The 20,354-nt window shown below is 70.1% G+C and carries 19 protein-coding genes; 13 read left to right on the top strand and 6 right to left on the bottom strand.

The features are described from left to right. Positions 1-5: 5 nt before the first annotated feature. From ACLJQM_RS30975 to ACLJQM_RS30930, 10 genes are all read left to right on the top strand, one after another. Entirely contained in the window at positions 6-860 is an 855-nt protein-coding gene (locus tag ACLJQM_RS30975) for a replication-relaxation family protein (RefSeq protein ID WP_410633870.1), read from the top strand. Then, positions 857-1,969 carry a ParB/RepB/Spo0J family partition protein gene (locus tag ACLJQM_RS30970; protein WP_410633868.1) on the top strand — a complete coding sequence of 371 codons (1,113 nt, stop codon included), beginning with the start codon at positions 857-859 and terminating at the stop codon, positions 1,967-1,969. Before ACLJQM_RS30975 ends, ACLJQM_RS30970 begins: the two co-directional genes overlap by 4 nt. After that, complete coding sequence (locus ACLJQM_RS30965; RefSeq protein ID WP_410633866.1) at positions 1,966-3,054, top strand: hypothetical protein; 1,089 nt, start codon at positions 1,966-1,968, stop codon at positions 3,052-3,054. Before ACLJQM_RS30970 ends, ACLJQM_RS30965 begins: the two co-directional genes overlap by 4 nt. Beyond that, a complete protein-coding gene (locus ACLJQM_RS30960; RefSeq protein WP_410633865.1) occupies positions 3,054-3,368 on the top strand; it encodes a hypothetical protein in 315 nt (104 codons plus the stop codon). The genes ACLJQM_RS30965 and ACLJQM_RS30960 overlap by 1 nt, the downstream gene beginning before the upstream one ends. 12 nt (positions 3,369-3,380) lie before the next feature. Then, on the top strand, positions 3,381-5,759 hold the full coding sequence (locus tag ACLJQM_RS30955) for a hypothetical protein (protein WP_410633864.1): 2,379 nt from the start codon (positions 3,381-3,383) through the stop codon (positions 5,757-5,759). Then, a complete protein-coding gene (locus ACLJQM_RS30950; RefSeq protein ID WP_410633862.1) occupies positions 5,759-7,717 on the top strand; it encodes a hypothetical protein in 1,959 nt (652 codons plus the stop codon). Before ACLJQM_RS30955 ends, ACLJQM_RS30950 begins: the two co-directional genes overlap by 1 nt. Next, positions 7,714-8,148 carry a hypothetical protein gene (locus ACLJQM_RS30945; RefSeq protein ID WP_410633861.1) on the top strand — a complete coding sequence of 145 codons (435 nt, stop codon included), beginning with the start codon at positions 7,714-7,716 and terminating at the stop codon, positions 8,146-8,148. Before ACLJQM_RS30950 ends, ACLJQM_RS30945 begins: the two co-directional genes overlap by 4 nt. A gap of 76 nt (positions 8,149-8,224) precedes the next feature. Further along, positions 8,225-8,545, top strand: coding sequence for a hypothetical protein (locus ACLJQM_RS30940; protein ID WP_410633859.1), 321 nt, complete (start codon positions 8,225-8,227; stop codon positions 8,543-8,545). A 65-nt stretch (positions 8,546-8,610) separates the two neighbouring features. After that, entirely contained in the window at positions 8,611-8,844 is a 234-nt protein-coding gene (locus ACLJQM_RS30935; RefSeq protein WP_410633858.1) for a hypothetical protein, read from the top strand. Next, the gene (locus ACLJQM_RS30930; protein WP_410633856.1) at positions 8,841-9,296 is read left to right on the top strand and encodes a hypothetical protein; all 456 of its coding nucleotides are present in this window, start codon (positions 8,841-8,843) and stop codon (positions 9,294-9,296) included. Before ACLJQM_RS30935 ends, ACLJQM_RS30930 begins: the two co-directional genes overlap by 4 nt. A 9-nt stretch (positions 9,297-9,305) precedes the next feature. Here ACLJQM_RS30930 and ACLJQM_RS30925 read toward each other — a convergent pair whose 3' ends face one another. After that, positions 9,306-10,304 (bottom strand): hypothetical protein, encoded by a 999-nt coding sequence (locus ACLJQM_RS30925; RefSeq protein WP_410633855.1) that lies wholly within the window; start codon positions 10,302-10,304, stop codon positions 9,306-9,308. Positions 10,305-10,517: 213 nt separating this feature from the next. Between ACLJQM_RS30925 and ACLJQM_RS30920 the strand changes: the two genes are divergently transcribed. Further along, positions 10,518-11,315 carry an N-6 DNA methylase gene (locus tag ACLJQM_RS30920; protein WP_410633853.1) on the top strand — a complete coding sequence of 266 codons (798 nt, stop codon included), beginning with the start codon at positions 10,518-10,520 and terminating at the stop codon, positions 11,313-11,315. Positions 11,316-11,381: 66 nt separating this feature from the next. Continuing rightward, a complete protein-coding gene (locus tag ACLJQM_RS30915; protein WP_410633851.1) occupies positions 11,382-11,657 on the top strand; it encodes a hypothetical protein in 276 nt (91 codons plus the stop codon). A 333-nt stretch (positions 11,658-11,990) separates the two neighbouring features. Here the strand turns inward: ACLJQM_RS30915 and ACLJQM_RS30910 are convergent, their stop codons facing one another. Continuing rightward, entirely contained in the window at positions 11,991-14,399 is a 2,409-nt protein-coding gene (locus tag ACLJQM_RS30910; RefSeq protein WP_410633849.1) for a LuxR C-terminal-related transcriptional regulator, read from the bottom strand. Positions 14,400-14,660: 261 nt separating this feature from the next. On the opposite strand from ACLJQM_RS30910, the gene ACLJQM_RS30905 reads away from it, so the two are divergent. Beyond that, a complete protein-coding gene (locus ACLJQM_RS30905) occupies positions 14,661-15,527 on the top strand; it encodes an IniB N-terminal domain-containing protein (protein ID WP_410633848.1) in 867 nt (288 codons plus the stop codon). Between the two features lie 146 nt (positions 15,528-15,673). Here the strand turns inward: ACLJQM_RS30905 and ACLJQM_RS30900 are convergent, their stop codons facing one another. From ACLJQM_RS30900 to ACLJQM_RS30885, 4 genes are all read right to left on the bottom strand, one after another. Beyond that, positions 15,674-16,303 carry a fasciclin domain-containing protein gene (locus tag ACLJQM_RS30900; protein ID WP_410633847.1) on the bottom strand — a complete coding sequence of 210 codons (630 nt, stop codon included), beginning with the start codon at positions 16,301-16,303 and terminating at the stop codon, positions 15,674-15,676. A 570-nt stretch (positions 16,304-16,873) separates the two neighbouring features. After that, positions 16,874-17,542 carry a fasciclin domain-containing protein gene (locus ACLJQM_RS30895; RefSeq protein ID WP_410633846.1) on the bottom strand — a complete coding sequence of 223 codons (669 nt, stop codon included), beginning with the start codon at positions 17,540-17,542 and terminating at the stop codon, positions 16,874-16,876. A gap of 113 nt (positions 17,543-17,655) precedes the next feature. Continuing rightward, entirely contained in the window at positions 17,656-19,236 is a 1,581-nt protein-coding gene (locus ACLJQM_RS30890) for a molybdopterin-dependent oxidoreductase (protein ID WP_410633845.1), read from the bottom strand. Positions 19,237-19,314: 78 nt separating this feature from the next. Next, positions 19,315-20,265 (bottom strand): beta-ketoacyl-ACP synthase III, encoded by a 951-nt coding sequence (locus ACLJQM_RS30885; protein WP_410633843.1) that lies wholly within the window; start codon positions 20,263-20,265, stop codon positions 19,315-19,317. Positions 20,266-20,354: the final 89 nt, after the last annotated feature.

Below are 20,354 nucleotides of genomic sequence, written 5' to 3'. Positions count from 1 at the left end.
TCGCCGTGGACACCTTCCAGCGCGACGCGCTGACCACCCTGTACTGGCACCGGCTGGTCTCAACGGACCAGGTGGCGCGCTTGGTGAACCCAGCCCTGTCCCCGATCACCGTCCGCGCGAAGCTCGCCGGCCTCCGAAGCGCGGGCCTGGCCGACCGGATCACCCGGGAGCACCGGCCCCGCACCTGGCACGTGACGTCCGCCGGCGCGGAGGTCGTCGAGGCCGCGGGCGGCGTCGACGCACGCGCGTACCGCCTCCCCAGCGCGACCGTGGCTCATCTGCTGCAGGAGCACACGCTCGACGTCGTCGAGACCGGTCTCGCTTTCGTCGAATGCGCTCGGCGGCGCGGCGACGAATGCGGTCCGCTGTCGTGGACTCCGGAGGTCGCTCACCCGTTCCAGAACCGGACCGGGGAACGGCGTGGCGTCGTGATCGCCGACGCGGTCCTGCATTACGTGCTCGAGGAAGCCGGCCGTCGGTCCCAGCGCACGCTGTTCGTCGAGCTGGACCGGGCGACGATGCCGGTCGCGCGGCTGGCGCGCAAGCTCAGCGGCTACATCCGCTACCACGACCACGCGCCGGCCGAAGCCGGTGGCCGTCCGCTCTGGCGACAGCGTTACCCCCGCTTCCCGCGGCTCCTCATCGTCCTTTCCGGAGCGAAGGAGCACCTGCTCGAACGCCGGCTGGCCGACCTGCGGGCGCACGCCGACGCCATGCCGGCGGTGATCGCGGCCGCGGGCCGGGTCGACATGATCGCGACGACGCTCCCGAGACTGCGAGCGGATGGACCGCTGGAGCCGGTCGCGATGCCGCTACTGGGCGATCCGCGGCACGTCACGGTGTTCGGCAGGCTCTCATGACCGAAGAACCGATCGAGGTCGTGGCGCAGTTCGGGCTGTCGCCGCGGTTGCGGCAGCGCCGGTTCGCGCTGTTGCCGCTGCGCGGCGAGGGCACGCCGTTCACCGAACTGCAGGGCCGGCTGCCCGGTGACGCCACCACACCGGCCGACCTCGCCGACCTGATTTCCTCGATCGCGAGCGTCGGCGTGCTGCAGCCGGTGCTGGTCGAGGAGATCGACCCCGGCGACGGGACTCACCCGGCGATGAAGCTGGCCGCGGGCGAGCGGCGGCTGCGCGCGTGCCGTTGGGGCGCGGTCAACCGGCCGGACAACCCGCACTTCGCTTCGCTGCCCGCGGTCGTGTGCCCGGGCCCGCTGTCGGACGAGGAACGGCGGATCTGGCAGCTGGTCGAGAACCTCGCCCGCGAGAGCCTGCGGCCCGGTGAGCTCGCCGCTGCTCTGGTGCTCGACCGCTGCGCTGTCCTGCTGGGCAAGCTCCTCGCCGGCGGCCACGCCGTTCCGGCCGAGGTCTACGCGATCGACGACCCGATCGCCCGCTTCACCGCGATGGAGCGGATCCGCGGGAACGACAACCGCTGCGCCGCGCCGTGGGCGGAAGTGCTGACCCGGCTCGGCCTGCAGCTGAGCCCGCGCAAGGCCCGGGAGCTGGTGCGCGCTTTCGCCGAGATGCCCCGCGACGTCGCGGAGGAGATGGACGAGGCCAAGGTGTCCCTGCACACCCGCATCCGGTTCGTCGAGCTGCGCCGCGGCCGGGAGCAAGCCGCCCAGGACATCTGGGCTGCGGTGAAGGACACCGGCCGCACCCGGCTGCTGCCCTCCGCGCTTGCCGCTGCTACGGCCGACACCGAGCTGAGCCCGGAGCAAGCGCTGGACGAAGCCGAGCGTGTCCAGGAGCAAGCCGACGCTGCCCGCGCCGACAAGCTCCGCGCGAAGCCCGAAGCGCAAGTCGCCGGCGTTGACCCCCGGCTCGTCGAGCGCACCCTCGCCGCCCTGCGTCAGTTGCTGCTGGCCCTCGTCCAGGGTGCCGAGCTCGGGGACCACGACCGCGGCTCGGTCGCGCTGTTGCTGGATCAGCTCGGCGACGTCGTCCACAAGGGAGCAGTCGCATGAGTGCCTTCCTCGGCATGCCCGGCGCGCCGGCGGCGCGCTGCGATTGCCGGCGCTGCCCCTGGTACGTCGACGCCGAAGAGGAAATCGCCATCGCGCCGTTGTGCTCCGGCTGCAACTCCGACTGCGCCTACTGCGGCTGCGCCCGCACGGACTGCCGGTCGTGCCCGATCCGCTGTGGCTCCCGCACCGACATCGACGCTTGGATGCGTGACGTCGGCGGAACCCTCGAGTTCGACGACCTTGCCGTCGGCGCGCCGTTGCCCTCGCTGCCGGCGTTCATCCCGCAGATAGACGGCTCCAGCGTGGCCGACCTCGACGCGGTGGTGCGGTGGCCGGCGTACGCCGTCGGGCTGCGGCGGGTCTTTTCTCCCCGTATCCACTCGCTTTACCCGCGCTGGACCGACGGCCGTACCGCCGCTGAGATCATCGAGGTGCCGGACACGACGCTGACCGTCCTCAGCGGATACGGCGAAGACCCGCTCGTCGAAGCGTTCTGGACCGCCCGGCACCGCGACGAGCTGATCACCCGGATCGCCGCCCTGCGGTTCGGGCTCGTGCTGGCGCCGAACTACTCGATCTACGGCAACTGGCCCCGCGCCGAGCATCTGATCAACATGCGCCGCTCGCTGATCGTCGCCGCCGAGTTCGCCGCGGCCGGGATCCCGGCCGTGCCGAACCTTTACTGGTACCGCCTCGAAGACCTGCGCCGCCTGGCCGGCTGGGCCATCGAAACCGAGCCGGCCGCGGTCGCGGTGAACGTCCAGACTGTCCGGGAGACCGGCAATTGGCAAAGCTGGTCGCTGCCCGGCTTGTCCTGGCTGGCCGAAAACCTGCCACCGAACCTCGTCGTGATCCTCAACGGCCTGTCCCGGCGGGATCGCATCGAGACCGCACTCGACCTGTTCGGCGCCCGCCTCGTCGTGATCAGCCAGAACCCGGCCCAGTACGCGCTGCACGGGGCGGTGATGACCGCGGCGGGGCGCCAAGACGTCCATGCTCGAATCCCTGACGCCTTCGCACACTCCGTCCGGTTCATGGCGTCGCTGCTGCCGCACGGCACCGTCACGAGCGGGGGAGACGCGTGATGGCGCGTCAGATTTGGGTGCTGCTGGGCTGGTCATCGACCTACGGGGTGGCGAGCACGCCGGTCGGTGTTCTCGGCTTTGACACCGACGTACCCGAGTTCTTCGTCGAGTGGATTCCGCGTGAGCACGTGGCCGCCCGGATCTGGCGAGGACGTCTGACCGGTGCAGACGCCGGCGAACTGCCCGAGCGGATACCGGAATGGGTCGAGTCGGTGATCGCTCCCGCGGTTGGCGTGGATCCGTTCGCGACCGGTGGGGTGCTCGCCGACGCGGTGCGCGCGCAGGTCGACGACGTTCTCGGATCGGCACGCTGACCGGAGGCGGCCATGGGGACCAACGTCAAAGCGGGCCACGCCGCCTACGCCATCGCACCGACCGGTGTCTCCCAGGACGTCGCGTCGGCGAACGACGCGCTCGTGCAGCACCTGGCCGCTGTCTGTGCACACGCCGAGGAACCGGCCAACGCCGCGGAGGAAGACCTCAAGTTCGTCGCGGGCATCGTGGCCGGCGGCGTCGATCCGGACGATCCGTACGGGCCGCCGGCGATAGACCTGCCGGACGATCCGGTCGAAGGCTACGGGGTGTTCTCGGCTGCCGTCGCGACGGCGCTTGCCGCCGAGAACCAGCTTCCCGACATCGCAGCGGAGCCGTACCAGCAGCAACTGCAGTTGCTCAGCGCCGAGTACTTGGCCGGTCTCACCTCCGATGAGCTTCAGGCGGTCGCCGCGGCCACCGGGTTCGAGAACCCCGCGCTGGTCGGGTTCACCGGGCAGGCGCCACACCCACTGGCCGTGTGGCTCGATCCGGCCGTGCCTGCGGAAGCGAAGAAGAAGATCCAAGCTCTCGCGCAGGCGCGGCACGACGCCCTGTGCGCCGGCCAAGCGATCAACGGGAAGGTCCTCGGGCAATGGGATCTCGCGACGACCGCCACTGCGTTGCCGGACGGGTTTGACAGCTGGCCGGCGACCGAAGCCGACCTCGCTGAAGTACAAGCCCACTTCGACGACGCAGCCACTCTGGTCGCCCAGCACGGTACGGACGCGGAACCCGGGGAGATCGCGCACCTGATCCACTGGGAGAACCGGATCGCCACCGCCCAGAACACCGAGCCGGGTGCCGACTACGGCACTGCCACTGCGGCGGCTCGTCACCACGTCGACGAGCTCCTCGGCGCCGTCACCGCGGCTCAGCTGGGCAATGCCGTGATCGCGGCGAAGCAGCAGGGACAGATCACCGACGCGCAGTTGCAGACGCTCAGCACGCACCAGGTGCTTCAACTCCTTCGCGCGTCGACGCCGGCCGCCGAGCGCCAGGACATCGCCGAGACCGTCGCCGAACGGACCGCCTTGCTGGCCAACTCGGCCACGTGCGCCGCCAACGTCAGCGCCGCGCTCGCCAACGGTCTGATCGTCACGTCGAACGCCGGAGCGTTGACCCAGGAACTGAAAGCGATCGCCGAGGTCCACACCACCGCCGGGTCGTGGGAACCCTTCGCCGTCGCCCCGCTCAACGAGGCTGTGATGTACGCAGGACAAGCGAAGGTGCTCGCCTGGGCCGACGACCAGAAGATCAGCGATCTGCGGAAGTTCGTCAGCGACACGGGGATCGCCACCACGGCGGAAGCCGCCAAGGCGACCAAGTCCAAGCTCGGCAAGCTCTTGCAAGGCCACCTCAGTGCGTCCGCTGCGGCGGTCAGCACCGACCAGAACGAGCTTGCGCCCAAGCCGGCCGTGTCGAAAGGTCCGTCTTGGAACGCCAAGCCGGCCAGCCGGTTCGGGCGGCAGCACGCTCAGCTCGTCGCTGCTCTGCAGCAAGCCCAGGCCGCCCACGCTGCCGTTCCCAAGCCAATGGACGCTGCCACGGTTGCGGCCTGGGATTTCGGACCGGGCATGCCGGCGAACCTCGGGGGCATCCACCCGAAGACCCTCCACACCGGACCCGACGGCGCGACCTGGATGGCGAAACGCGAAGGGGACCCTCACGGAGGAGCCATCACCCAGACCGAGGCAGCGGCTTCCCGGCTCGCCGCCCGCGCCGGGCTTCCGGCCGTCCCGGTCTACGCCACCCAAGTCGACGGCCAGCCGGTCAGCGTGCAGCCCTTGGTCGCGGGAGCGAAGCCGATTTCGGGGACCGCATCGAGCTGGTCGCAGGCCGATGTGGACGAAATCGTGCGACTCCACGTCACCAGCTGGGCACTGGGGAACCACGACGCCTACGCCGACAACGTCCTGCGCACGAAGACCGGCGGCCTCGTACCCATCGACCAAGGCCAGGCGTTCAAGTTCTTCGGCAGTGACAAGCTCGGCCTCGGTTACCGGCCAGGCCCGACGGCGGTCTACCAGAAGGTCTACGACGCGCACCTCTCCGGCCAGCTCGGGCAAGGCGTGCAGGTGAACCCCGCGGCTGCGCACTCGGTCATCCGCCGGCTCGAAGCCGTCCCCGACGCCGAATGGCGAGCCACCTTGCACACAGTCGCCCACGCCGGTGCAGCGCAGAACCTCACTTGGATCGCGCCGATGCGTACTCGCGCGGCGAAGGCCCACGGCGTCGCCGAGTCCGCTGTGACCACCAGGCAGATCGCCGAGGCGTTCCTCGACCACGCCGTCGAGCGCAAGAAGAACTTGAGGCGTGACTTCGTCGGCTTTTTCACCAAAGACCTGAAGATCGCCTCTGCCGCGGCGCTGCAGCACCTCGGCAAGGGCTGATGGGCACCAACGCCAAGACCACGCACACCCCGTACGCCATCGTTCCCGCGGGCGGTGGCGAACCCGGCGAGGCCGAAGAGCCGGTTGCCCCCGTCGAGCCGTTGTCGCTGGTCACCGAAGAACCGGCACCGGTCGAGCCGGGCCAGTTCCCGGTCACACCGATCCCGCTGACGCCGGACGTCGGGCACGCGTACGGCGAGCCCGTCCTCGTGGGTGGCGCCGACCTGCTCGCCTCGACCGCCACGCTGGTCAGCTACGTCAGCGATCAGGGCCCTCGGACCGTGCTGCACGCCCGTGTCGACGAGGACGCCGAGCCCAAATTGCTCGAAGCGCTCACCATCAACCCGGAGATGGTGCCGACGCAAGTCGAGCAGCAGGTCACCGGCCGGCTGCCGGCCGACGAGCAGCACAACGCCGCCGAGAAGATCATCACCGCGGCCAAGAGCGTCAACCACCACATCGCGAATGGCACCCTGGCCGCCGGGGGTCAGGTGCCCGAGACGACCGCGAAGAAGATCGCCGCCGCGGAGACTGTCATCAAGGAACTCGCGGAAGACATCGGTGACGCGTCGCCGATCGAACAGGCGATGCTCGATCACTACGCTGGCCTGCTTCAAGCCATTCAGCAAGCCGTCGCAGCCGGCACCCAGGTCGAGCACGCCAAACCGTTCCTGCACGACGGCACCGCGATGGTCACCGTCATGGTCCCGGCGATGCCGTCGGAGGCTTGCGGCGGGGCTGCGGTCGCAGTGTTGCGCGACGCGACACGCATCAAGCCGGCACTGGACGATGCCACCGGACAGGCCAGCTGGACCGGCGCGCGCTCCACCGATGTGCTCGGCAAGGAGTACGCCATCGATCTCGGCGAGGGCTATCAGGCCGTCTACCGTCCCTACGGCGTCAACGACCCGGCGAACACCGAGTACAGCCTGCGCGGCCGGCTCGAGATCATCGCTCCCGCCGGCGAAGGCCAAGGCCCGGAAGTCGTTCGCCGGCTCGGACAGCTGAACCTGGCCAACCGGCCGATGACCCGCGACGAAGGCGAGCACAGCTACCTCGTCGCCAACGTCACCGCCCAGGGCTTGGGCAAGCACTCCGAGGTCGTGGCCGCCCAAGTGACCGGGGATCATCTGGAGGAAATGGTCCGACAGGAAATCTTCCACGAACGCGCCCACGAAGCAGTCGGCATGAGTGACCTGCAGGTGGCCAAGTTCGCCAAGGACATCCAGCTCGAAGCGCACACCCGCGCGCTGCCGGCGAAGGTGCGGGTCTTGCGCGACGCGGTAGCCAAAGCCACCGGCTTCGCCGACGGCGCCGCGCTCGCAACGAGCCGCGGCTACGACCCGGCACCTCGCCGCTCTGCCGGCTGGCTTGCCTGGACCCGCTTTGATGTAGGGAACGCCAACGACAAGCTCAAAGCGGCGATCGCCGGTCGATCGCTGACACACTCGACGTCTTTCGCCGGGTTGAAGGCGATGCTCGCCACCGGCGTTCTGGCGTCGACCGAGCGCCGCACGACGATGGGGACGGCAACAGGCATCGGGAAGAGTGAACACGCGGACAAGCTCACCGGCGGTGCGACCTCGGTCTTCTTGCGCTTGAGGCAGAGCGCGTCGCTCGAGCATTCGACCACCTTGGTCTGGGACCAGCCGGAGCGATTGCTCGCCCGTGCCGACTACTACGGTGCGAACGCCGACACCTTCGGTGTGATCAACCCGGCGAAAGCCGGTGAATACGGCAAGTCGCCGTCGACACGTGATCCGTTCAAGATCGCGAAGTTTTCCAGCGCCGGCAACGAGGTCATGTTCGGCGACGGCATCCACCTGCTCGGGAGGGAAGGTCCCAGCCGCATCCTCTGCAGGAACGCTTCCCAGCGCAATGAGATCAAGACGCTTTTGAGAGCCAAGGGCGTCACCACCATCGCCGGAAGACCGATCGAGGAGGTCGTGACGCTGTGAATCACGAATGCTGGAACGCGTTCACGAATCTGCTTTCGGGGCGCGGGCAAGACCCCGGTGAGGACCTGCCGGGAGCCGAGCTTGTGGTTCTCGAGGGCGACCGAGAAGTCTTCCGCAGTGCCCTGGCGCGGCACGTCCGTCGTGACCGGGACGACCCTGAGGTGATCTGGATCCGTCCGCTCGTGGTGCCCGCGGCGTTGCAGACTGGTCTCCCGGGTTTCGACGTCGAGGCCGTTCGCCGGCGCGCGCTTCACGTCGTCGGCGCGCGGCTTGACGGCGAAGTTCTGTCGTTGGCCCTGGCAAGCGGCCAGCATGCGCGAATCGAACCCGCCCGGGCCCATCGGCTTGCCCGGCTGCAGGACTTCGACACCTGGATGACCACGCTCGCGGCCGAGCGGCGTGCCGAAGTCGAGGCCCTCGATCACGACTGATCGACCGGGTTGTATCGGCCGATGTCCTCGCGAGCGTGTCTCCGGTGAGTCGATTACGAGCCGGGTGGTGGTGGCGATGCAGCAAGTCGCGGACGTCGAGTGGGTCGCCGGCCATCTCGAAGCCCATGGCCATTTTCTGGTGCACGGCTCGACGCCGGCCGAAGTCGCGTCCCGGATCCGTGCTGTGCTCGGCGAGCGAACCATCGCCGGGCTGCGGGTGCGGTTGCGCATCCTGCACATTGGCTGGTGGCGGGTCGAGCAGTGCCGGTGCCGGCGGTCGCTGGCGTGCTCGAACCACCCGGCTTGGCACTTCCGCCCGGCAGCGGCCGGGGAGGCCTCGGCGTTCCGAGGTGCCGAGGTTCGGCTCGCGCTGGAGGCTCGCCGGCCGGGAAGGTGAATCATCTTGGTGTCGCGGCGACGTGACTCGTTCGTCCGGAATCCGGCCGAGTCAAGGAGCCGATGATGAACGAGTACTCCGATCACGAACTCGACCAGGCGGCGGTCTCCGCGGCGAAGCGGTTCGACCTTGACGGCCCGGAAGCCCGGGAGCTGGTCGACCTCGTCGCGAGCGCGTTTTCGGACGGCGGGGACGCGCTCGGCGATGCGGCATGGGATGTCCAGGACCGCGATCCCGGCGTCGACGGCGACGACTTCGTGCAGGATGTAGCGGACATCCTGGGGTACGACCTCCCATGACGACAGGTATCGGGCCGGACGACGGCGCCGATCGCTACGTCGTTGTCCAGCGCAAGAGCGTGCTGTTCCCCGAGGTGGTGGCGGCGTCTTACCGGCTCCACGACCTGCCGATCTGGAACGGTCGCGATGCCGTCGATCCGGCCTCGCTCTCGGCTGCGGTCGAAGACGCCGTTCTCCGGACCGCGTTCTTCTGCGGTGAAGAGCTGAATGCAACGCTCGATCGACTGCTCGCGGCCGCGCGAGCCCGGGTCGAGATCACGCGGGACATCCACGCGAGCAGCCGGCCCGCCTTCGGTGGGCGAGTCCACGAAGACTTCCGCGTCGACGACGAGTCCGGGCGCCGGGAGCTGCGGCGTGCGGTGACCGCTTTCGCCGATGCCGCCAGAGCGGACTTGCGCATCAGCGGTACGTGGGGTGTCCGATGGCCCGTCGGCGAGTTCGGGGCAAGCTGACCTGGTGGTTCATTCGGAACCTGGTGTCGGCGCGGTGTCGACGACGTTGACTTTCTGCGTGATGCGTACCGGGGCGTCCAGCGGGCCACGCCAATGGCCCGCTATCGGGATCAGCTTCCGAAGCTGATGGCCTGGCCCGTAGGCCTGCCGCCGGAAGAACGGCGCGACCGGGAACTGGACGCTGACCTTCCGGCCGGTCGGCTCGCCTCGACGAACAGACCTCGGCGAAGATTTCCGGCTGATGGAGACCACTCTTACGGGTGAGGCGCGGTGTCCGGCCCGCTCGGCGCGGATGCGCTGTGTTCGCGGTAGGTGCTCCTCGGTGGTTTCGGTCAGGGTGTTCGGGGTGCTGAAGATCCAACCGGCGTGCACGGTCTGCAGCCAGCCGAGCGTCGTCTCCGCGGCCGCGATGGAAGTCGGGTCGATCACCCGGCCGCCCTCGCCGGGCGCAATGGTGACGGAAGTGGATCCCCACGGCAGGTAGAGCTCGTTGTCCCAGGTCAATTCCGCGTTCTGCTGATGGGCTGTCAACTCCGCCTCGGCCGCGCTCGCCCCTGCGGCGCGCGCCAGGCGCCTGATGGCCGCGAAGTCGGTGACGGTCCAGAACGTCACCCACAGCCCACCGGTGCCTGAAGTGACCAGCTCGGTCCCGCCCCACGACACCGCGACGACGTCGATGCGCTTTCCGTCTTCGCGCACGTACTCAGCCATCGGCTCGGCGAAAAGCATGAAGCCTGTCGGGGCCGGAAGATCGTGTGGCTGAATGTCCCACTTGTTTCGGAGGCTTGGTGCGGCTTGGCGCACCAGCCGGGTGATGTCGGCGGTCACGTAGAACAGCTCCGCCTCGCTCAACCGCCGGTGTTCGTCCTCCAGCAGGAGACCGGCTCCGACCTCTGGGCTGGCCATCGGCCGGAGCGTCCCGCGTCCGCGGCGCAGCGCATCCGCGACGAAGAGGCGCGCCGGCCAGGTCGTCACGTATCCGGCCAGGTGCTCGCGCAGCGCGGGCAACTGGCGAGGTGACGGCGGGGACCAGTCAGTCGATCGCGGAGACATCAGAACCTCCCGTCAGAACGTTGTGAACTTTGTGCTCTAGGTTTACGGTAGGCAAACATTGAGTACTTAGTCAACAAGGAATGGCGGGGAGGTATCCGGCATGGCGCGAGGGAAGTACCGGTCCGGCGAGCCGGCGAAACGCGGGCCGATCAATTTGAGGTGCACGCTTTGAAAGTCGCTGTCCAGGTCGCTACGGCCTGGCACAAGGGCGGTGGGCCTGATCAAGCCGAAGTGCCGTTGGGCATCGTTGCGACGATCGCCCTGGCAGGACTTGTCGAGGGAGCCGGCGGACCGGCTGAAAAGGTCCGCTCAGCGTCACCGGCCGGGTTCATCGACGACGCTCGCCGGATCTGGGGCACCTCACTGGCGCGTCGTCCGGACCTGGCACTGTGGGTCCGCCCGCTGCTCGGCTGGTTGTTCGCGGAGCTGAGTGAACCTGCGCGCCAGCGGATCAAGCACGTTGCCGACGCTGCGCTGGAGGCCGGTCAGCTGGACCTGACCGCCACCGAACGCCGGTTCGACTGCGACCTGTTGGGTCCATTGCTGGGCGCACTCCGGTCGCGAAATGCCATGAAGGTCAACGCGCAGATGTACACGCCCGGCGACGTCGCACGTGCGTTGACCGCGGTCGCACGCGGCGACCTCAAGGCCGGGCAGTCGTTCTGCGACGACACCGTCGGCACCGGCGGGATCTTCCGCACCGCCGCAACGATCGTTTGCAACCGCGGCCTTGATCCGGCTGAAATGCTCTGGTTCGGTGCGGACGTCGACGAACTCGCCGTTGCCTGCGCCGCGGTCAACAGCCTGCTCTGGGGCCTCGGACCACGCGTGGTCCTGTACGTCGGTGACGTCCTGGCCCATCCGAATTGGCCTGACGAAGCGTTGCGTCGGCGAGCGACGTTTCTAGAGCAGATCGACAGCCTGAAGCCGGGGATCCAAGCGCTCGCCTTTCTTCGACGGCTCTGACCTGTGCCGACGCGCCAAGCCCGTCGAATCCCGGCTCCACCTGGTTGTTCCTGCTAATTTCGCCCGGTGGAGTACTCGGACGGCCCGGCCGCACCGCCGGGCACGACCTTCCGCTACGTCGACATGGTCGAGATCGCGTCGTGGTTCGACGTCGGCCACCGCGCCGTGGCGAACTGGCGTTCCCGCTACGCAGGCTCTCACCCTTTCCCGGAGCCCGACGTCGTCATCGGCCGGACGCCTGGTTGGGCTCCTGGCCGGAAGGCGGAAATCGAGCAGTGGGCCGCTGCACGTCCCGGCCAAGGCGCCGGCGGTGGGCGGCCGCGCAAGGTGGATTCAGATTGAGGTCGACTCCATGCCCGGAGGGCTCTCGGTTCGAGTCCAAGGGAGCAGAGCAACGCGAACACCGCGGTCCGGGTTCCCGGGCGATCGACGGGCACCCCAATTCTGGGCGGCCGCAACGCCACCTTTGAAATCGTCGACCCGCGGCCGGATCGAGATCAGCTGGGCCATCCACCTCACCCCCGAGAACGGCGGCACCCGGGTTCACCTCCGCTTCCGCCTGGCCGGCGCCCGCCGCCCCCGCCTGGTCGAGTACGGCGGCGGGTTCGTCGACCTGCTGACCGTCGCCGGTCTTGCCGCCGGGCTCCGCGAACGGGCTCACGCGGTGAATGAGCCTCAGCTCGCATCGCCCAGCATGCCGCCCAGCAACGTCGCGAGGGTGCGGCGGTCGGAGACGCCGAGCTTGGCGCGGATGCGGGCCATGTGGTGTTCGACGGTCTTGCCGGAGATGTGCAGCCGTTCGCCGATCTCCTTGTAGGTGTGCCCGGCGACGAACAGCCGCCCGATGTCCCGCTCGCGCGAGGTCAGAACCGGCGGTTCGCCGGCTGCCGACGAGGCGGGCGCGGTCACGGCCGAGCTCGCCGGGAACTGCTTCGCCGCGCGCAAGAGCGTGACCATGTCCGCACGGTCGGTCGCGCGGACAGCCGCCTGGCCGGCCAGCCTGGCCGCGTCCCACCGCAGCCCGGCGCGGTTGAGCAGCTCCGCGGCGGCCAGGACCGCCTCGACCTCGACCGAGCCGCCGAGGACGGCCAGCCACTGCGCGCCGGCGGCGGCGAAAGCCTGCGCGAGCCGCCCGGAAGCAGCGGTCGCGGCCAACGGGTGCAACGCCTCCCGCGCGGTGTCGGCGTCGCCGGAAACGATCGCCGCGTGGAACGCGGCCCAGTGCAGCCACGCCGACCACAGCACCGGGGAGCCGTGGCGATCGAGCAAGGTGAAGGCGCGGTCCCGGTGCATGCTCACCCGGTAGCCCTCCTCGATCCGCGCCGCGGCCACGAGTACCTCTCCCAGCGGCAGCAGGGCGAACAGGTCGACCGGTTGCCGCATCACCGCTTCGTACGCTGCTCCCCAGCGCTCTCGCACGGCCTCGGGCGTCCCGCCGCGGCGAGCCAGTCCCAGCTCCAGCCCGTGCAGGAACAGCTCGTCGCGCGGCGCGAGGCGGACCCCGGGCCGGTGCACCGCGGTTCGGTGGGCTTCCGCGGTGGCGAGGTCGCCCTGCAGCATCGCCGTCCAGCCGAGCAGCAGCACGTGCCGCTCTCCTCCGGCGGCCCGATCGAGCACACCACGGGCGAGGTCGAACTCGGCCGTGTGCAGTGCGACCAGCGCCGTGAGCACCGCGGGTGAGTCCGGCAGGAGGCGCCCGGTCCCGGTGGCCGCTGCCGAATCGGCCGCGCCCAGCAACGTCGCGAGGGCGGCTTCCGCCCGGCCGGCCACCGAGTCCCGGATGCCGTCGAGCAGCTGCGCGGCGACGTGACCGTAGGCAGCAGCCGGGTCGGGCGTCGCCTCGAGCGCGCCGTCGACGGTCTCCCCGAGCGCGATCGCGGCCAGGTTCGCCAGCCGGGCCGCTCCGGGATCGGCGGACCAGCGCAGCAGCTCCGCGCCGCGGGCGAGGTCGCCGCGGCGGGCGATCACCGTGCCGGCGACGAGCGCTCCCTGTGTCCGGGCGTGCGGCTCGGCGGTGCTCAGCAGTTCGTCGCCGAGCCGCAGCGCCGTGTCGAGCCGCCCGCTCAGCATCGCCGCGCGCGCCCAGTCCGGCGCCAGGCGGATCCGCGAGCTGCCGGCGTGGGCCGCGGCGGCGTAGAGGTCGTAGGCGAGCGCGGGGTCCTCGGCGACGGCTTCGGCGGCAGCCGTCTCGAAACCGGCGCGCACGAGACCCCCGGCCGCATCGAGCCGCAACAGCGCCTGCGCGATGGCCAGCACCGGCCGCCCGGCGGCCAGCTGGACTTCCAGCATCCGCACCAGCACGGTCAACCGGCGATCGGCACCGGTGTGCTCGCGCACCGCGCGCGCCACGACCGGCGGCACCGCACCGTCGGCGGCCAGCAGGCCGGCTACCCGGACCTGCTCGACCACGGCGGACACCTCATCGCGGGACCGGTCCAGGGCGACCGCGAGCAGTTCCAAATCGCCCCGGCCACCGGCCTCGGCCGCGACGAGGTAGGTGAGCCCCGGTTCGCCCAGGCCGTCCAGCTCGGTCCGCAGCTGGTCGATCAGTTCCTCGACGGCGGCGACCCGCAAGCACCGCGTCACCAGTCGCGGGACCCCGCTCGTGGCCCGTTGCAGCGTCACCGCCCGCTCCCAGGTAAGCGGCCGCCCGAGCACGTCGCCGGAAAACCGGACGACGTCGCCCGGGCTCCACGGTGCCAAGCGCAGGTACTGGGCCGGCACCCCGGCCGGCACGGGGACGACCGGCCCAGCCACTCCCGGCGTGTGGGTGAGCACCAGCCGGGACGCGCTCTCCGCGAGCCTGAGCAGAGCCGCGCGGGCTTCGCCGGTCAGCGTCTCGGCGTCGTCGAGCAGCACCGCCGAATCCGAGGCCGGCACAGCCGTGGCGAGGTCGTCCCTGCCGATCACCGCGACGCCGGCCGCGCGGTACCGCCGGCCGATCGCGTTCAGGACCGTCGACTTGCCGTGCCCATGCGCACCGGTCAGGACCAGTCTCACCGGGTCACCCGGACGAGCGTCGATCCCGGCCAGCACCTCTCGCAACCGGGCCGACAGCAGCTCCTCCACGACACCTCCCGTCACGGCGCCATGGAATGGCCACCCGCAGGGGATTCGTGCCTGCGAACCGAAGCAGATGGGCGGCCCGGCCCCCGGTTTTCGAATGAGACCCGCGTCACGCGAACGAGTTACCCCCTAATGGGTCATAGGACCCCCCCAGGGATTACGAAGATCACCGATAGGCGTCACACCCGATGTCCGCGGGCCGGCCGACGCCCTAGCGTCGGTGCGGTCGGTGATCCCCGAGGTCGCGACGCCACCCGTTCCCCAGAGAGAGCCTGGTCGATGAACCCCGCGCAGTCGCTGTACGAATTCACGCTCAACCTGCTCAACGACTCCTCCGCCCGCAGTGCTTTCGGCAACGACCCGCAGGGCACGCTCGACGGCGCGGGCCTCGGCGACATCTCCGGCGCCGACCTGCACGACATCCTCCCGCTCGTCCTCGACTTCGCCCCGGTCGGCAACCTCGGCGGCGAGAACGGCCTGAACCTCGACTCGCTCACCACCGGCCAGGCCGGCGCGATCGAGCAGCTCAAGGCCCTCACCCAGAACCTCTCCCTGAGCGACGCCGGCTCCGAGAACAACGTGCTGGGCGCGGTCAGCGGCATGACCGCCCTGACCCAGAACATCGCCGACCCGTTCACCGCGGCGGGCGACCTGGCCGGCAGCATCGACCACATCGGTGGCGGCCAGGCCGACCCGGTCACCGCCGTCACCGGAACCCTCGGCGACGTCACCGGGCACGTCACGGGCGGCGACGTCACCGGCGCCCTCGACGGCGGGAACCTGACCTCGGGTGTCCAGGACCTCTCCGGTCTCACTTCGACGGTCGGCAACGCCCAGGGCGTCGGCTCGACGATCGGTGACCTCACCGGCAACCTCGGCGCGAACACCGGCATCGAGCACACCGTCGGCGACGTCGTGAGCCAGGCGACCGTGCACCTGGGCGACGTCTCGCACAACGCGACCGTCGGCGACGTCACCAACCACCTCGGCGACGTGACCAACCACGTCGGCGACATCGCCTCGGGCAGCGGCAACGTCCACGACGTCGTCGGCAACATCGGCGAAGGCGCGCTGAGCGGGAACATCGGCGCCGACCTGAGCCACCTGACCATCGGCTCCGGCAACGACTTCCACCTGCTTCACTAGGCGACAGGGCGACCTGGGGACGCCGCCGCGTTCGGCGCCGCCAGGGGCCGGCGGCCGCCGCGGTTCCCGTGATCGAGGAACCGCGGCGGCCGTTCTCGCGTTCCGGGCCATCCGCAAGGGAACGGCGCTCGGCCCGGAAACCTCCGCTACCCGATGGCGCCGGGGGTCAGGACCCTGTCGATCACGAAGACCGTGGCGTTCTTGGTGGGGATGTTGCCGCACAGGATCTTCGCGCCGTTGACCGTCATGCTCTCGCCCACCCCTTCGATCGTCAGCGGGCCGGCTGCGGTGTCGACCGAACCCGCGGTCGCGAGACCCTTGGCGTCGTAGCGCTTGCCGACGACGTGGTACTGCAGAATCGGCGCCAGCTCGGCGAACTTCACGTCTCCCAGCGCAGCGAACGCCGGATCGGCGGGCGCGAACACGGTGATCGCGGGCTCGCTCTCGAGGGTGTCGCCCAGATGGGCCGCTTTCACCGCGGCGACCAGCTTCGTCAGGAGCGGGTTGGTCGCGGCAGCCGAAACGACCGTCTGCGGGCTCATCGAGTCCAGCGAACCGGGCGCGGGCCCCCGCGGCAGCCGCGAGCAGGCCGGTCCGAACACGTCGGCGTTGGTCGTCACGCCGTCCGGGGTCCCGGTCGTCCCGGCAATGCTCGGCGCCGGCGGCATCGCCCTGCCGGGCCCACCCGGGGAAACGGTGTCATGGCCGCCGCACGCGGTGAGCGTGAGCACAGTGGCCGCGGCCAGGCCGATACCGGCGCCACGAACCTTCGTCACGAAACACTCCTGAGTGAGCTGGAAAGTCCATTGTGAGTCGCAACCGGTGAGGAATTGGCGCGGCTTACCCACCGGATCGCCGGAGCTGCCGAAATCCGGGTCACGGTGAGCGGATTTCCGGATCTGCGTCAGGTGCGGACCCTGATTGCCGATTCGTTGACGTTGCCCCCGGGGACCGCCGGTGCGCGCCTGCCGTGCGGGATCCGGCCGAAGCGGGTTCCGGCTGGTCGGCAGTTGTCCCGCAAGTGGGGCTTACGCGCCGACAGCGACGGCAAAGTGGTCGGGGCGCCCGTGCCGATCAGGGTCTTTCCCGCAACCTCGCCGTGAATCCCCGGTGCCGGCGAAAAAGGGCCGGTCGCCGCCACGACCCTGGAGTGATCCGGCGGTGGCGACGACCGACGGACGCCGCCGCTTCGGCGTCCCCGGCGGCGGATGTCCTGCTACCCGCCGCCAGACTGCGGTCGCTGTCCCCGCTGGGACAGCGAAGGACGGCCACTTCGGACTCCAGGAGGCTGGGGGAGCCCGAAGCGGCCGTCCGGGGCCGGCCACCCGTCGGTGGCCGAGCCGGTGTTACTTGTTGGTGCCGGGGGTCAGCACCTTGTCGATCACGAAGACCGTGGCGTTCTTCGTGGGGATGTTGCCGCAGAGGATCTTCGCGCCGTTGACGGTCATGTTCTCGCCCGAACCCTCGATCTTCAGCGGGCCACCGGCGGCGTTGAGCGAGTCCAGCGAACCCGCCGACGCGAGCCCCTTGGCGTCGTAGCGCTTGCCCACGACGTGGTACTGCAGGATCGGCGACAGCTCGGCCGGCTTGCCCGCCAGCTCGGCGAACTTCGCGTCGCCCAGCGCCGCGAACGCCGGGTCCGCCGGCGCGAACACCGTGATCGCCGGCGCGCTGTTGAGCGTGTCCACCAGGTTGGTGGCCTTGACCGCGGCCACCAGCTTGGTCAGCAGCGGGTTGGTCGAGGCGGCCGAGGCGACCGGCTGCGGGCCCATCGAGTCCAGCGAACCCGGGGCGGAACCCTGCGGCAGCTGGCTGCACGCGGGACCGAACACGTCGGCGTTGGTGGTCACGCCGTCCGCGGAGGCCGCGCTGGACGACGGCGCCGCCATCGACGACGACGGCGCCATCGAGCTGCTGGAGCTGCCCGACGAAGCGGTGTCGCTGCTGCCGCAGGCGGTGAGGGTCAGCGCGGCGGCCGCGGTCAGGCCGATACTGGCAATACGAAGGTTACGCACGAGAATTCACTCCAATTGATTACACGGCTGAGGCTGCCGAAGCGGCGAGAACCTCTTGTTGCCCGTGATTCGGGGCCCGGCGGGAATCGGATTGGTCGATCGGGAAGAAAATCTCAGGCTGCGGTGAAGGTGACGTTGTGCCACCCTGTCGCGCCGTCGGGCACGGTGCCCGCGCGCTGGTCCGTCTGGGTGTAGCCGGCCTTGTCGGTGGCGCGGCAGAAGACCTGGTGCACCCCGGCGGACAGGTCGACCTCGGTCCACCACATCCGCCACGTGTTCAGGTTGACCTCCCGTGACAAGGTGGTCTCCTGCCAAGGCCCCTGATCGACGCGGACTTCGACCTTCTCGATCCCGGTGTGCTGGGCCCACGCGACCCCGGCCACGCGCACCTTTCCTTTTTGGACGTTGGCGAACCCGCGGTGGGAGTCGAACCGCGACTCGGTCTTGATCGGCGCTTCGCGGGCCCAGCTGCGCTTGAGCCAGTACGCCTGCCGGGCGGCCCAGGTCGTGACCTCGATGTCCACCACCCACTTCGTCGCCGACACGTACCCGTACAGCCCGGGCGTGACGAGCCGCGCCGGGAACCCGTGCTCCAGCGGCAGCGGCTCGCCGTTCATGCCGATCGCGAGCATCGCGCCGCGGTCGCGGTCGGCCGCCGCGGCGACCGGCGTACCCGACGTCCAGCCGTCGACGCTCGTGCAGAACAGCTGCTCCGCCCCCGGTTTCACGCCGGCTTCGGCGAGCAGGTCGGCCAGGTCGACGCCGATGAAGTTGGACGTCGACACGTAGTCGCCGCCGACCTCGTTGGACACGCAGGTCATCGTGACCGTGCGCTCGACCAGAGGCCGGTTGCGGATGTCGTTGTAGCTGTAGCGGATTTCGCGGTCGACCATGCCGTGCAGGCGCAGGCTCCAGTCTTCGGTGCGCAGCTGCGGCACCGACAACGCGGTGTCCACGCGGTAGAACTTGTCGTTCGGCGTCAGGAACGGCGGCGTGCCGAGCTTGGCGAAGTCCGCGTCCGCCGGGATCATCGGCGCGGTCCGCGCCGGGATCAGCTTGCCGACCGCCGCCCTGGACGCCGTCGCGTCCCGCGACGAGCCGACCAGCTGGCCGCCGAGCCCGGCCGCACCGGCGCCGACGACGACCCCCGCGCCGCCGAGCAGGAACGCCCGGCGCGACGTGCCGGTCTTCTCGCCGTCGGCGTCGCGCCACACCCGCGGCGCGATCCGGTGCAGGAGCAGGAAAACGGCGATGCCGACGATTAGGCTGGTGAGCGGCGCGAGCAGCGCGACCGCGGTCAGGTCGGGGCGTTCGAACACGGCAAAGGCACCGACCAGGCCGAACAGGGCGATGAGCACGGTGCCGGGGACGGGCGAGCGGCGCGAGAGGACTCCCGCGAGCGCGGCGACACCCAGCATGACCACGGCCATGCTGCCCAGCAGCACCAGTTTGTCGTAGGTGCCGAAGGTGCGGACGGCGAAGTCCTTCAGCTCGACCGGCGTGAGATCGATCGCGCCGTTGCCCACCGCGAGGTAGGGCGAGGCGTTGACGCTGATGAACCCGGCCACCAGGTGCCCGGCCGCCAGCGCGGCCGCCAGCGCCAGGACTCCCACGAACGCGGCTGCGAAGAACCTCAGCCGGGCACGCGGGGGTGCTGACGGAGCTTCCGGGACGTCGCGTTCGGTGGCGGTCATACCAGGGGTTCGAAGCAACTCGATCGCAGTATTGGTCGCGCTGGCCCATCACACTGGATCAGGTGAAAGAACAGAATCTCACGGGCAGCTGATGACCTGACCGGCGTACGTCAGCCCGGCGCCGAAGCCGAAGAGCAATACGGGCGCGCCCACCGCGATTTCCCGGCGCTCGATGAGCTTCGACAGCGCCAGCGGGATGCTGGCGGCCGAGGTGTTGCCGGACTCCGCCACGTCCGTCGCGATCACCGCACCGGTCGCTCCGATCTTGCGGGCCAGCGCTTCGATGATGCGGACATTCGCCTGATGGGTCACGACACCACCGAGGTCGGCCGGTTCGACACCGGCACGCCGGCACGCCTGCCGGGCGATCGGCGCGAGCGCCGTGGTGGCCCAGCGAAACACCGCCTGGCCCTCCTGCCGGAACACCGCGGGCAGCACGCCGGGCCCGGCGGCCTCGAGCGTGATGCAGCGGCCCTTCGCCGGATCCGAACCCCACACCACCGGCCCGATCCCGGCGGGAGCCCGTTCGACGACGGCTGCCGCGGCGGCGTCACCGAAGATCACGCACGTCGAGCGGTCGGTCCAGTCGAGGAAGTCGCTCATCTTGTCGGCGCCGACCACGATCGCCCGGGTCGCGGCGCCGGCCCGGATGGCGTGGTCGGCCGCGGCGAGCGCGTAGGAGAAGCCCGAGCACGCGGCGCTGAGGTCGAACGCGCCGGGCGCGGTGATCCCCAGCCGCTCGGCGACCCGGCAGGCGACGTTGGGCATCCGGTCGAAGGCGGTGCACGTGGCGACGAGCACGAGGTCGACGTCGGCGGCGCGGCGGCCGGACCGCCGCAGGGCAGCTTCCGCGGCCGCCGTGGCCATGTCGGCGACCGACTCGCCGGGAGCCGCGATCCGGCGGCTGTGCACGCCCACCCGGTCGCGGATCCACGCGTCGGATGTTCCGAGCCGGTCCGCGAGTTCGTCGTTGGTGACCGTCCGGGCGGGTTGGTAGTGCCCGAACGAGACCGCTGTCGAGCCGGTCATCACATTCTCCTCATCGGTTTCCTCCTGTTCGGAGCGACCGGCACCGCGGCTTGCTCGATCCACTGTGGACAAGGAGTTCTCGCTCGTCC

This window comes from Amycolatopsis sp. cmx-4-83, from assembly GCF_046548815.1.
GTDB classification, from domain to species: domain Bacteria; phylum Actinomycetota; class Actinomycetes; order Mycobacteriales; family Pseudonocardiaceae; genus Amycolatopsis; species Amycolatopsis pretoriensis_A.
The sequence above is the reverse complement of the archived record's forward strand: the minus strand, read 5'-3'. Positions and strand labels throughout refer to the sequence as shown.